Origin of the sequence: Algoriphagus yeomjeoni, from assembly GCF_049821175.1 — a bacterium.
GTDB lineage: Bacteria > Bacteroidota > Bacteroidia > Cytophagales > Cyclobacteriaceae > Algoriphagus > Algoriphagus yeomjeoni_A.
Window position 1 is genome coordinate 4,017,830 of record NZ_CP187512.1, and the last position, 12,329, is coordinate 4,030,158.

Annotated in this window: 12 protein-coding genes; 11 read left to right on the forward strand and 1 reads right to left on the reverse strand. The window is 40.4% G+C overall.

Annotation, left to right across the window (positions count from 1 at the left end; genetic code table 11):
• Positions 1-19 precede the first annotated feature (19 nt).
• The 7 genes from ACPUEN_RS16300 (at position 20) to ACPUEN_RS16330 (ending at position 7,123) form a co-directional block, all read left to right on the forward strand.
• Positions 20-292, forward strand: coding sequence for a DUF2061 domain-containing protein (locus tag ACPUEN_RS16300; protein ID WP_111609921.1), 273 nt, complete (start codon positions 20-22; stop codon positions 290-292).
• Positions 267-971 (forward strand): phosphoadenylyl-sulfate reductase, encoded by a 705-nt coding sequence (locus ACPUEN_RS16305; RefSeq protein ID WP_425636958.1) that lies wholly within the window; start codon positions 267-269, stop codon positions 969-971. The genes ACPUEN_RS16300 and ACPUEN_RS16305 overlap by 26 nt, the downstream gene beginning before the upstream one ends.
• Before the next feature lie 136 nt (positions 972-1,107).
• Entirely contained in the window at positions 1,108-2,007 is a 900-nt protein-coding gene (gene cysD, locus ACPUEN_RS16310) for a sulfate adenylyltransferase subunit CysD (RefSeq protein ID WP_425636959.1), read from the forward strand.
• Positions 2,008-2,136: 129 nt separating this feature from the next.
• Positions 2,137-3,393, forward strand: coding sequence for a sulfate adenylyltransferase subunit 1 (locus tag ACPUEN_RS16315; protein ID WP_425636960.1), 1,257 nt, complete (start codon positions 2,137-2,139; stop codon positions 3,391-3,393).
• 123 nt (positions 3,394-3,516) lie between these two features.
• On the forward strand, positions 3,517-5,616 hold the full coding sequence (locus ACPUEN_RS16320; protein WP_425636961.1) for a nitrite reductase: 2,100 nt from the start codon (positions 3,517-3,519) through the stop codon (positions 5,614-5,616).
• On the forward strand, positions 5,613-6,389 hold the full coding sequence (cobA, locus tag ACPUEN_RS16325) for a uroporphyrinogen-III C-methyltransferase (RefSeq protein ID WP_425636963.1): 777 nt from the start codon (positions 5,613-5,615) through the stop codon (positions 6,387-6,389). The genes ACPUEN_RS16320 and cobA overlap by 4 nt, the downstream gene beginning before the upstream one ends.
• A 155-nt stretch (positions 6,390-6,544) precedes the next feature.
• Positions 6,545-7,123 (forward strand): precorrin-2 dehydrogenase/sirohydrochlorin ferrochelatase family protein, encoded by a 579-nt coding sequence (locus tag ACPUEN_RS16330; RefSeq protein ID WP_425636964.1) that lies wholly within the window; start codon positions 6,545-6,547, stop codon positions 7,121-7,123.
• A gap of 48 nt (positions 7,124-7,171) precedes the next feature.
• Here the strand turns inward: ACPUEN_RS16330 and ACPUEN_RS16335 are convergent, their stop codons facing one another.
• Positions 7,172-7,783: a hypothetical protein gene (locus ACPUEN_RS16335; RefSeq protein ID WP_425636965.1), complete on the reverse strand. Its 612-nt coding sequence runs from the start codon at positions 7,781-7,783 to the stop codon at positions 7,172-7,174.
• 179 nt (positions 7,784-7,962) lie between these two features.
• Between ACPUEN_RS16335 and metK the strand changes: the two genes are divergently transcribed.
• The 4 genes from metK (at position 7,963) to ACPUEN_RS16355 (ending at position 12,329) form a co-directional block, all read left to right on the forward strand.
• Positions 7,963-9,216, forward strand: a complete 1,254-nt coding sequence (metK, locus tag ACPUEN_RS16340) for a methionine adenosyltransferase (protein ID WP_425636966.1) — start codon at positions 7,963-7,965, stop codon at positions 9,214-9,216.
• Positions 9,217-9,449: 233 nt separating this feature from the next.
• Positions 9,450-9,713 (forward strand): hypothetical protein, encoded by a 264-nt coding sequence (locus tag ACPUEN_RS16345; protein WP_425636967.1) that lies wholly within the window; start codon positions 9,450-9,452, stop codon positions 9,711-9,713.
• Positions 9,697-10,881 carry a hypothetical protein gene (locus ACPUEN_RS16350; RefSeq protein ID WP_425636968.1) on the forward strand — a complete coding sequence of 395 codons (1,185 nt, stop codon included), beginning with the start codon at positions 9,697-9,699 and terminating at the stop codon, positions 10,879-10,881. Before ACPUEN_RS16345 ends, ACPUEN_RS16350 begins: the two co-directional genes overlap by 17 nt.
• Positions 10,881-12,329, forward strand: a complete 1,449-nt coding sequence (locus tag ACPUEN_RS16355) for a carboxypeptidase-like regulatory domain-containing protein (protein WP_425636969.1) — start codon at positions 10,881-10,883, stop codon at positions 12,327-12,329. Before ACPUEN_RS16350 ends, ACPUEN_RS16355 begins: the two co-directional genes overlap by 1 nt.

Below are 12,329 nucleotides of genomic sequence, written 5' to 3' on the forward strand. Positions count from 1 at the left end.
TGCTCGTAACAAACCTTGTATGATTTTAGACCAACCACTCAAAAAGCTGTTTGCTAGCAAGCCGGGGAAAGATAGCAATGCCAAGAGCTTGCTTAAGTCTATTTCTTGGAGAATTGTCGGGACAATTGATACCATCATTATTTCCTATTTCATAACCGGGGAATTTGTGATGGCACTGTCTATTGGTTCTGTGGAGGTTTTCTCCAAAATCATCCTGTTCTATTTTCATGAGAGAATCTGGGAATCTGTACCTAAAGTAAAAGAAGATGACACTCAAAAAGAATATGCATGAGTTAGAGGCTCAGCTGAGTAGGCTGAGTGCTCAGGAAGGACTGGCTTTGATAGCCGATCTTCTTCCGGGAAAAGTGACTTTTTCTACCTCCCTAGGTCAGGAGGATCAGGTGATCACGCAGCTGATTGCTGATGCGCATCTGCCTATTTCAATATTTTCTTTGGACACAGGAAGGCTTTTTCCAGAAACCCTTGACCTGCTATCTAGAACTGAAGCTAAATACAAGCAAAACATAAAAGTATATTACCCTACTACTTCCTCTGTAGAGAATCTTGTAGGTGATATAGGGATCAACGGGTTTTATGACTCTGTTGAAAATAGAAAGTCCTGCTGCTTTGTTCGCAAAGTAGAACCGCTTCGAAGAGCTCTTGCTGGAAATGAAGTTTGGGTGACGGGACTTCGCGCTGAGCAATCCGCTAACAGATCCGATATGAAGCGTATCGAGTGGGATGAAGGAAATCAAATTTTGAAGTTTAACCCCTTATTGGATTGGACTTTTGATCAAATGATAGCATACATCGACGAGAAAAACATACCATATAATCCGCTGCACGACAAAGGTTTCGTCAGCATAGGCTGTGCTCCATGTACTCGCGCGATTTTGGAAGGCGAAGATGCTCGTGCAGGCCGTTGGTGGTGGGAAGATTCGAAAAAAGAGTGCGGGCTGCATAGCAGATAGCAGTTGTCAGTTAACAGCATGCAGATAAAAAGTCAGAAAGTTGAAGTATAAAATCAGAAATAAAAAGGTCAAGATATAATTGTATGGTTCCAATTTCAAAGGTCTCGTCAATCGTACTTCGTAAATCATAAATATTATGAACAACCTATTAATACCTAATCCAAAGGAAGCAGAATCGATCCACATCATTCGTGAAGTGGCGGCGCAGTTTGAGCGTCCGGTTTTGCTTTTTTCTGGAGGAAAAGACTCGATCACGCTGGTTAGGCTAGCACAAAAGGCTTTTTATCCAGCTAAAATCCCTTTCCCTTTATTGCATGTGGACACTGGGCATAATTTTCCGGAGACAATCGAATTTAGAGATAAACTGGTGGCAGAGCTAGGATTAGAGCTGATTGTAAGAAATGTACAGGATGCGATCGATCAGGGAAAAGTTCGTGAGGAACGCGGAAGATATTCCAGTAGAAATTCCCTTCAGACTACCACACTTTTGGATGCCATCGAAGAATTCAAATTCGATGCATGTATAGGTGGTGCGAGAAGAGATGAGGAAAAGGCCAGAGCCAAAGAAAGAGTATTCTCAGTAAGAGATGACTTTGGTCAGTGGGATGAGAAGAATCAGCGTCCAGAGCTATTTGATATGCTAAACGGTAAAATCCATAATGGACAAAACGTTCGTTGTTTCCCGATTTCCAACTGGACTGAATTGGACGTGTGGGAGTATATCAAAACTGAGAATATTGAGATTCCATCGATCTATTTTGCGCATGAGCGCGAGGTATTTATGCGTGATGGATTGATCTGGACTGCCAATGAGCATGTTTTCCGTGAGGAGCATGAGGAAGTAATGGTGAAAATGGTTCGCTTCAGAACTGTAGGAGACATGACCTGTACTGCGGCTGTGTTTTCCGAGGCAGTTTCCTTGGATGATGTGGTTGGGGAAATCAGAGATTCTTCCATCTCCGAGCGAGGTGCGAGAATCGATGATAAGCGATCCGAAGCCGCGATGGAAACGAGGAAGAAAGTCGGATACTTTTAGAAAAAGTATAAAGTCTCAGGTACACAGTTTACCCGACACCACGCGTTATGCTGCTTTTACAAAAGCAGCATTAATCTAGTCCAGTTGCTGGAGAAGCAGGACAACAGAACAACTCAAAAACTGAACAACATGTCTGAAAATAGAAAACTTATAAAAATCGCTACTGCAGGATCTGTCGATGATGGCAAGAGCACGCTGATCGGGCGATTACTTTACGATACTAAATCATTGACTACAGATAAAATCGAAGCAATCGAGCGAAGCTCTAAGCAACGCGGATACGATTACTTGGATTTTTCTCTTGCAACTGATGGCTTGGTAGCTGAGCGTGAGCAAGGCATTACCATCGACGTGGCACATATTTATTTCAATACCGAGAAAACCAATTTCATTGTTGCTGATACTCCTGGTCATGTGGAATATACCAGAAACATGGTGACGGGAGCATCAACATCTCAGGTGGCGATCATCTTGATCGATGCGAGGAAAGGTGTAATCGAGCAGACTTATCGTCACTTCTTTATCGCCAATTTACTTCGAATCAGCCATGTGGTGGTAGCTGTCAATAAGATGGACTTGGTGAATTATGATGAGGAAGTCTTTTTGAAAATCAAGGCAGATTTTGATGTGTTAGTTTCAAAATCAGATTTCACAGAAGATCAGATCAACTTTATTCCTGTTTCGGCTTTGAAAGGTGAAAACATCGCCAGACATTCAGAAGAAATGCCTTGGTATGTTGGAAATACACTATTGGATCATTTGGAGGTTTTGGAGGCAAAAGATTTGGAAGAAAGCACGGTGGCTAGGTTTCCTGTTCAGTATGTGATCCGTCCAAAGACGGAAGCTTGGCATGACTTCAGAGGTTTCTCAGGAATGCTCTATGGAGGAAATCTGAAAGTGGGTGATGAGGTGACGCTTTTACCTTCTTTGAATACTTCTAAAATCAAAAGCATTCACTACTTCGATCAGGAAATTCAAGAAGCAGCTCCAGGAAGTTCCATAGCAATCACTTTGGAAACAGAAGTTGACTTGAGTCGCGGAGATATGTTGGTGAAAAGCTCAGCAGTTCCACGCAGCGAGAAGCAAATTACTGCTACGATATGTCAGGTGAACAACAAGGCATTGACAGTTGGGAAAAAATACATTTTGCAACATGGAGTGAATCGAGTGATGGCAAAAGTAGATCAAATAGAATCTAGAATTCACACGGATTTCACTGGGGGCGAAGATGCTCATTCACTAAAATTAAATGACATCGGACGCGTGCATTTCCGACTTAATAAGCCGATTCACTTTGATACTTATAAATCAAATAAGTCAAATGGAAGCTTTATCCTAATCGATGAAGCAGAGTACGATACGGTAAGTGTGGGGTTCATTGAATAATTGAGCCAAACAATTTTGGGAATCTAAAAATCATAGATAGTGAGCTTTTAGCTGACAGTTTGAAGTTCTTTAAACCTCGTAAATCCCAAGTCGTAATTCACAAATTTATTAACCTATTAAGCCATGCAAAGTTTTAGAACAGAACTTGAAAATAATATTGTAGAACAAGACATTATTGACCTAGAAAAGAAAATTGCGCTTTTCAACGGTGGTAATATCGACGAGGAAAAATTCCGTAGCCTTCGTCTGGCACGTGGCATATACGGGCAGCGTCAGCCAGGTGTTCAGATGATCCGGATCAAACTACCTTATGGGCGCGTTTCTTCCGATCAATTGCGCAGGATTTGCAAAGTTTCTGACGAATACTCTACTGGAAGATTACACATCACTACTCGACAAGATATTCAAATTCACTACGTGAGTTTGGATCGTACGCCTGAACTATGGGCGGAACTGGAACGAGATGATGTTACCATCCGTGAAGCTTGTGGAAATACCGTAAGAAACGTGACTGCTTCTGAAACGGCAGGCATCGATGCCAATGAGCCATTTGATGTGACTCCTTATGCAGACGCGACTTTCAAATACTTTTTGAGAAACCCTATTTCTCAGGAAATGGGAAGGAAATTCAAGATTTCCTTTTCTTCTTCTGATGAAGATACAGGACTAAGTTATCTGCATGATTTGGGTTTTATCCCAAAAGTGAAAGTGATTGACGGAAAGGAAGTTCGTGGGTTCAAAGTGATGCTTGGTGGCGGTCTTGGATCTCAGCCAAGGCATGCGGATGTGTTTTCAGAGTTTGTGGAAGCAGATCAGATAATTCCATTTGCTGAAGCTGTGATTCGGATTTTTGATCGCCATGGAGAGAGAGCAAAGAGAATGAAAGCCAGAATGAAGTTCTTGATCAAAGACATGGGGCTGGATGCATTTTTGGATTTGGTAGAAAGCGAAAAAAAGGCACTTCCATTTAAGTCATATCCTATCGATCATGAATCTTATGATGCTGCGCAAAAATTACCTGATGCTCCATCTGCGAAAGTTGAAGAAGAGCTTGGGTTGGACTTTGAGCACTTCAAACTCACCAATATTTTGTCTCAAAAGCAAAAAGGGTTTGTGTCTGTTGGCGTTAGAGTAACTCTTGGAGATTTCTACACAGATCAGGCTAGAAAATTGGCGGACTTGGTGGAAAAATATGCAAGCGCTGAAGTTCGATTTACCCTACGTCAAAACTTCCTGATCCGTGATGTTCGCGAAGATTTGGTTCCTTATTTCTATAAAGAATTAAAGGAAATTGGGTTGGCATCTGCAGGCTATAATTCCTTGGGAGATATCACGGCTTGCCCAGGTACAGATACTTGTAATCTTGGTATCGCCAGTTCTACCGGAATTGCAGCTGAACTTGAAAAAGTAATTCTTGCTGAATATCCTCAATACCTGAAAAACCAGGATTTAGTGATTAAAATTTCAGGCTGTATGAACGCTTGTGGTCAGCATAACATGGCTCATATTGGTTTTCAGGGCATGTCCATGAAATCTGGGAAAGTCGTCATTCCAGCGCTTCAGGTTCTACTTGGAGGTGGAAATATGGGTGATGGAAACGGACGTTTTGCTGATAAAGTGACTAAAATCCCAAGTAAAAGAGGTCCTCAGGCATTGAGAATCTTACTTGATGATTTCGAAGCAAATGCAAATGGACAGGATTTCCTAAGCTATTATGACCAGAAAGGTCAGATTTATTTCTATGAATTATTGAAAGAATTGGGTGATGCTTCTACAGTGACTCCAGCCGATTATGTGGACTGGGGAAATACTGAAGAATACAAGATTGCAGTCGGAGTAGGCGAATGTGCCGGAGTGGTGCTAGACTTGGTTGCAACCTTGCTATTGGAGGCGAAGGAGAAAATTGATATCGCTCAAAACTGTTTGGAAGAAGGACGTTGGTCTGATAGCATTTACCATCATTACGCTGGTTTGATCAATGCTGCCAAAGCGATTTTGCTTAGCGAAAGTGTAAGCACTAATTCTTATGCCAATATCATCAAGCAGTTTGATGAAGTATTTGTAGAAAGTGGCAAAATCAATCTAGGTGGAACTTTCGCTGAGAAAATCTACCAGATCAATCAGAACGAGCCTACTGAAGAATTTGCAAATGCTTATGCGGCTCAGGCATTGGAAATTTATGGATTGCTGAAAAGCTACCGAGAGGAAGAGGTAACTGCATGAAGATCATAATTCAACCGAAAGTAACGCTCGTTGGAGCTGGTCCAGGTGATCCAGAATTGATCACTCTGAAAGCTGTATTGGCTCTGAACAAGGCCGATGTGGTTTTGTATGATGCGTTGATCGATCCAGTTTTGCTTGAGCATGCGCCTGAAAGTGCAGTTAAGATATTTGTTGGAAAGCGAGTTGGGAAACATTCTTTTCCACAAGAAGATACCAGTCAACTTTGCGTTAGCTTAGCTAAAAAGCATGGGCATGTGGTACGACTCAAAGGTGGAGATCCATTTGTTTTTGGCCGAGGCTCGGAGGAAATTGAATACATAGAAGCCTTCGGAATCGCTACAGAAGTAGTGCCCGGGATTACTTCAGCGATTGCTGTTCCAGCTTCAGCTGGAATTCCGGTAACCAAGCGGGGTGTTTCTGAGAGTTTTTGGGTCGTGACAGGCACCACCTCAGCTGGTGAACTTTCCAGAGATTTGGCTTTGGCTGCCCAGTCAACGGCTACCGTTGTGGTATTGATGGGAACGAGGAAATTATCTGAAATTTCGAAGGTTTACCGTAAGTTTGGAAAAGCTGAATTACCAATAGCGATCATCCAAAGTGGTACTACTCGTGATGAAAAGATTACAGCAGGCTTTATTTCAGACATTGTTCAGAAGGCTGAAGCAAGCAAAGTTGAGGCTCCCGCGATTATCATCATTGGCGAGGTAGTTCGTGAAAGCATGAAGTTGGCTGAGGTTTATCGGGAAGCAATTTCAGTGGCTGGAAGAAAGTAGACGGAAGACCGAAGTAGTGTAGAGTTTCAGAGACAGGATTACTTTCTAACTTTAAATTATTACCACTTTCCAACTAAATTTCGAACATCGAATGATGAATTCTGAATATTGAATTTCAGGAAATCTCAAATTTGAAATTTTTAATCTCAAATCCCATGAACCATCTATACCCCATATTTCTCAAAGTTCACGAACTTAATACACTCCTAGTTGGGGGCGGGTTTGTCGCCACTGAGAAATTAGAATTCTTACTTAAATCCAGTCCTCATGCGCAAGTGACAGTGGTGTCTCCGATGTTTAGACCTGAGTTTTTAGAGTTAGCAGAAAAGGCAGAAACGGTTACGCTGGTTACAGATGTTTATCATGAAAAATATCTGGGGGGAAAACATATGGTGATCGCAGCTACAGATGACAAGGCTGTCAATCGGCAGATTCGTGACGAAGCCAAAGAGCGATTTTTATTAGTGAATGTGGCCGATACGCCAGATTTATGTGATTTCTACTTGGGTGGAATTGTCACTAAAGGCAATCTTAAAATAGCGATCAGTACGAACGGAAAATCCCCAACTGCGGCCAAACGACTTCGACAATTATTGGAAGATGTGCTGCCAGAAGAATTGGATGATTTGCTGGATAACTTAAATGCTTATCGAGATACCCTGAAAGGGGACTTTGAATATAAAGTGAAGGCGATGAATGAAATTACAGAGGGGTTTGTGAAGAAGAGAGCTTAAGGTTGATTGAGCAAAGAATTTTCTAGTGCATAAATTCTGAAATCTAAATCAATCTTCAATAGCAATAAAAAGCAGTTTTTCACTTGTGCTATTAGTGGTCAAATAGAGTTTATTACTTTTTATCTCGTATGATTCCACCGATTGTATTGCCTCCAAAAAATCATTTTCAAATCCTAATACCGGGAAAGTGTATGAGGCATTATTCGGTATAAACTCAATTCCTTCTTCAGGAGTAAACATTGAGAGACTTCCTGACTCACTGCTGGAATAACATCCTGTGATTTTATTAGAAAATGTCCTTAGGTTAAAAGCTGCTAGATTCTCACATTCTGATATTTTAGAGTCCTCATTAGAAAACTGAAGCGTTACTTTGAATACATTATCGTAATCTTCCCCACCAAGTGTAAATACTGCGGTTCTAGCAAGGCAAGTCAGGTAGTCTAATGATTCATTATCGTTGGTGATGGTCTGAAATCCTGCAAACTCCCAGCTGCTAAACAAATCATAAACGCCGGACTTCTCTCTCAGGTCATAGCAGCAAATGTCTTTAGGATTACATCCCGAACCGATGGGAAGTGGCACAAAGGGTTCTGGATCTTCAATTTCTTTAGAGCATCCTACTAGCAGAAGAGTCAAGATGATATAAATAAGATTTCTCATAATGCTCAAAGGAATGAAGAATACCTTTTTATTTTAAACGTAGTGATAAGTTAACCTATTTTGGGTTAAGGAGATAAAATTCACCTACTTTAAAACTGACCTAGTTTTTCAATTTTTTATTTCAACCAGTTACCGTATTTTTGAGGTTCCTTTACTATACGCATTACCAACATTTATTTATGGCATATTTATTTACCTCGGAGTCTGTTTCTGAGGGGCATCCAGATAAAATCGCAGATCAAATTTCTGACGCACTGATTGATAACTTTTTAGCATTCGACCCAAATTCCAAAGTAGCTTGTGAGACTCTCGTAACAACTGGACAGGTTGTTTTAGCCGGTGAAGTAAAATCAGAAATCTATTTAGATGTGCAGAAAATCGCCAGAGATGTAATCAACCGAATTGGTTACACCAAATCTGAATACATGTTTGAAGGTAATTCCTGTGGCGTGCTTTCAGCAATTCATGAGCAGTCTCAGGATATCAATCAGGGGGTTGACCGTCAGAGCCCGGAGGAGCAAGGCGCGGGTGATCAAGGGATGATGTTCGGTTATGCGACTAGCGAAACAGAAAACTACATGCCATTGGCTTTGGATCTTTCGCACATGATCCTTCGTGAATTGGCTGAATTGAGAAGAGAAAATAAGGATATCACTTACATCCGTCCTGACTCCAAAGCTCAGGTGACTATAGAATATTCTGATGATAACGTGCCTCAGAGAATTGAAGCGATTGTGGTTTCTACGCAGCACGATGATTTCGACGAGGAAGAAAAAATGCTTGCCAAAATCAAGTCTGATATCATCACTATTTTGATTCCAAGAGTAATTGCGAAGCTGAAGCCAGAGCTTCAAAAACTTTTCACCTCAGAAATCAAATATCATATCAATCCAACCGGGAAGTTTGTAATCGGTGGGCCGCATGGCGATACTGGTTTGACTGGTCGAAAAATCATCGTGGATACCTACGGAGGTAAAGGCGCTCACGGTGGAGGAGCTTTCTCAGGTAAAGATCCATCGAAAGTGGACCGCTCTGCTGCTTATGCTACACGTCATATTGCAAAGAATATGGTCGCTGCAGGACTTGCAGATGAGGTTTTGGTACAGGTTTCCTATGCAATTGGCGTTGCAAAGCCTATGGGTATATACATCAACACTTATGGAACTGCCAAAGTGGATTTGAATGATGGAGCGATCGCAAAGAAAATCGAGGAGCTTTTTGATATGCGTCCTTATGCAATTGAGCAGCGCTTGAAGCTAAGAAATCCTATCTATGAGGAAACTGCTGCTTATGGTCACATGGGAAGGCAAAATGAAGTTGTGACCAAAACATTCCTATCCCCATATAGAGATGAGATCAAGCTCGATGTTGAGCTTTTTACATGGGAGAAATTAGACTATGTAGATCGTATAAAATCCGCTTTTGGATTATAAAAAGATTAAGCCTCTCGAATGTCGAGAGGCTTTTTTGATATTATTCGAGTGTTTTCATTACCCTTTTTCAACTCTTCATTTATAGTTTTAGGTATTTCAAATTCATTCAACTATTTATTCAATAAAATAACTGTAGTTAATTTTGATTTCTATTTTTTTTTTTGATTTACTGAGACGTCATTTCTAGTTCATCGGTGAATTTTTCTAAATTTTTAAACACAATCTAAAAAATCATGAAAAAGAAAATTTCAATTTTACTAGTTAGCCTTATTGGCTTCTTCCTATTGTCTTTTGACAATTCTAACGCACAGGAAATTTCTACAGGAGAGGGAATTGCCCTTGCAGGTGTAGTATTAGGTGTTTACAATGCAATTGATGAGAATTGCGATGATAAAAGAAAAGAAGGTACCCTTCAGACACGATGTAAAGACGGTGATTGCGTGACCGTAAGTTGCATTTCATTCAGAAAAGCTTGTGATAATGCTGATGGTTGTTAGTAAGAATAAGAAGGCCTATAACAAATGGGCCTTCTTACTTTTTTTGATTTTAATAAGTCTTTTCTCCTGCCAGTCAAATGAAATTAAGATTACCAATGATTCCAAAAGTTTTGAATGGTCTCAGATTTCCATAGATACTCTCGAGATTGCACCTTCACGCGCCTCACAGCTTGGGTTTTTCCAGGTGAAAGGAAGTGCGGTGTATTATGTAGATCAAGCATATGGTTTCATTGCGGAGTTTACGCAATATGGTGACTCCAAAGGCGTTAAAAAACGAGAACTTGATGGCCCTGAGGAGCTTCAAGGAATTTCTGAATTGATTCCTACTCTAGAGGGCTTTATTATTCGCCACGATTGGGTATTTTATTATTATGATCATGATTGGAATTTTTTGAGAAAATCTGTTCTACAATTTCCTTCATCGGTAAGCTATGATGAGATAATGGATAATCCCAAGGGTGAATATATTGGGATGTATGAATTACAAAATTACAATGCGAGGACAGTTGAGCTACCAGATGGAGACTTATTGACCAAATTGGACGTTGAGCACCCGATTTTTAATGCTTTTATCTCACGTGCTTATTATCGAGATAGTAGGGTTTTAGGGAAAATCGATATGCTTTCTGGCAAAGTGAAAGAAATTAAGATTACTAGGCCAGCTACCTATGAGGCATTCAACTTTGTCCCTTTTCACAATAAATTTGATTTTGATGTGACTAATACTAATCTTATTTATGTCACTCATGAAATAGATTCGCTTATTTATGTTTATGATCAGGATTGGAATCTCAAAGAATCGTTTGGGGCTGCAGGCAAAGAAATGAATACCAACTACACCCAGTCCCAAAATCTGGATGTGGCTTTTGAAAGCAATCATTTCTATGCTTCAAGAAAAAGTGAAGGATTTTACAAAGATATCTTCGTGGACGAGGAGAATGAGCTTGTTTTCCGAACCTACCGCCAAGGCAGTGATCGCCAAGATCTTTTAGATGAAACTTACAATCCACTCCGATTGCAAATCTTCAAACGAAACAAATTAATAGGAGATTATTCTGTACCAGGTAAATTCAAAATCCTCGGGAAGGTAGGAGTTCAATATATTGCTGATGGATTTTTTGACGAACAAAATGAGAAACAAGGATTTTATATTTTAATACTTAACTAATGGGAGCATTGAAGTATTTGGTGTCCTTGTTTTTGATCCTAAGTTCACTGAGCAGCTTTTCTCAAGGATTGGTCAGAGGTAGAGTGACCAATTCAACTTCTGGAGCACCGGTACCTTTTGTCAATATCATCATCACGGACTTGGTGAAAGGTACGGTGAGCAATTTAGATGGTGATTTTAATTTCCGCCTCCCGACAAATGCTCAGGATGGTATGGAAGTGGTATTCTCACATATTGGCTTTGAATCTAAGACTCTTAAAGTTCAAGATCTAAAAAAATCTTCTCTTGAAGTGAAGTTGATCCCAAGCGAGTATGATCTAGATCAGGCGATAGTGCTGGATTTTGATCCAAAGAAAATCATGGAGCGAGCCCAAGATAATCTGGAGAAAACTCAATATGGTCAACCTCATGAAATTGATGTGTTTTATAGAGAATTGATTTGGGCCAATGATACCATTCAGGGTATGGCTAGAGCTGCAGGATATTTACATTCAGAAGGCTACCACGAGAAACATTCCAGAAAGCCTACGACAAGTGGTGATGATTACAATTTTATGGTCATTACCGATATCCAGAAAACGCAATATGGGATTCTAACTAGCAGGACGGGACGGCCAAGAGGGGCTATAGGTGACTTTATGTTTCCTTCACTTGCTTATAGACTTTGGGATTTTAAGATCAATTGGTTTGACTACGAGTTGCTCGGGGGGAAAATAATCGGTGATCGAGAAGTGTTTGTTTTAGCTGTGAGGGCTAAAAATAATGGAGTAAAAAGTAGGGCCTCCAGATGGGGGTATAGTCTGTATGGGTTACTAGAGGAAGCGGTTTTTTATATAGATCAAGAGGACTATGGAATTCACATGATGGAGCTTTACCAGAAATTTCCTGCAAAGCGAGAGATTAATGAAAAAGTCGGTCAATACTATCTTCAAAAAGAAAGAGAAGCGGTCGTTAAATTCAGAAGAGATCCAGCAGGAAAATACTTTTTCACTTATAGTAACTACCAGATGGCCTATACCGATTTTGGGTTTCAAACTGAAGAAAACCCTCTCACGCGTGAGGTTAAAGAATACGCTGAGCTTTATGTATTAGATTATAGTATGGAAGTATTAGACAATAAACAGTTGTCTGAAAAATACCAAGCTCCAGTGGCAGGAGTGTATCCGGATAGGTCCATATATTATCATCCTGATCGGTACAATGGATGGATTTTTATTGCTGGAAAAGCCAGATATCAGCCTAGCTTTTGGAAGAATTTTGACTACCCTTCCTATCCTGGTGAAAAGCAGCTGGAAGAATCGCTTTCTCAAAAAAGTACTTTGGAAGAGCAATTTGTCGAGTTTCGGAACAACCAATTTTACCTCTATCCAATGCTAAGAAGGCGACATGGTTTAAAGGAGTACGTTTGGGATCGGTCTGGATTGTTAAATCATCCAGCAGGGTATTAA

Excerpts from the sequence above, each read along its gene's own strand:
- ACPUEN_RS16300 (WP_111609921.1), top strand. The coding sequence starts at position 20 with ATGATTTTAGACCAACCACTCAAAAAGCTGTTTGCTAGCAAGCCGGGG.
- ACPUEN_RS16305 (WP_425636958.1), top strand. The coding sequence starts at position 267 with ATGACACTCAAAAAGAATATGCATGAGTTAGAGGCTCAGCTGAGTAGG.
- cysD (WP_425636959.1), top strand. The coding sequence starts at position 1,108 with ATGAACAACCTATTAATACCTAATCCAAAGGAAGCAGAATCGATCCAC.
- ACPUEN_RS16315 (WP_425636960.1), top strand. The coding sequence starts at position 2,137 with ATGTCTGAAAATAGAAAACTTATAAAAATCGCTACTGCAGGATCTGTC.
- ACPUEN_RS16320 (WP_425636961.1), top strand. The coding sequence starts at position 3,517 with ATGCAAAGTTTTAGAACAGAACTTGAAAATAATATTGTAGAACAAGAC.
- cobA (WP_425636963.1), top strand. The coding sequence starts at position 5,613 with ATGAAGATCATAATTCAACCGAAAGTAACGCTCGTTGGAGCTGGTCCA.
- ACPUEN_RS16330 (WP_425636964.1), top strand. The coding sequence starts at position 6,545 with ATGAACCATCTATACCCCATATTTCTCAAAGTTCACGAACTTAATACA.
- ACPUEN_RS16335 (WP_425636965.1), bottom strand. The coding sequence starts at position 7,783 with ATGAGAAATCTTATTTATATCATCTTGACTCTTCTGCTAGTAGGATGC.
- metK (WP_425636966.1), top strand. The coding sequence starts at position 7,963 with ATGGCATATTTATTTACCTCGGAGTCTGTTTCTGAGGGGCATCCAGAT.
- ACPUEN_RS16345 (WP_425636967.1), top strand. The coding sequence starts at position 9,450 with ATGAAAAAGAAAATTTCAATTTTACTAGTTAGCCTTATTGGCTTCTTC.
- ACPUEN_RS16350 (WP_425636968.1), top strand. The coding sequence starts at position 9,697 with ATGCTGATGGTTGTTAGTAAGAATAAGAAGGCCTATAACAAATGGGCC.
- ACPUEN_RS16355 (WP_425636969.1), top strand. The coding sequence starts at position 10,881 with ATGGGAGCATTGAAGTATTTGGTGTCCTTGTTTTTGATCCTAAGTTCA.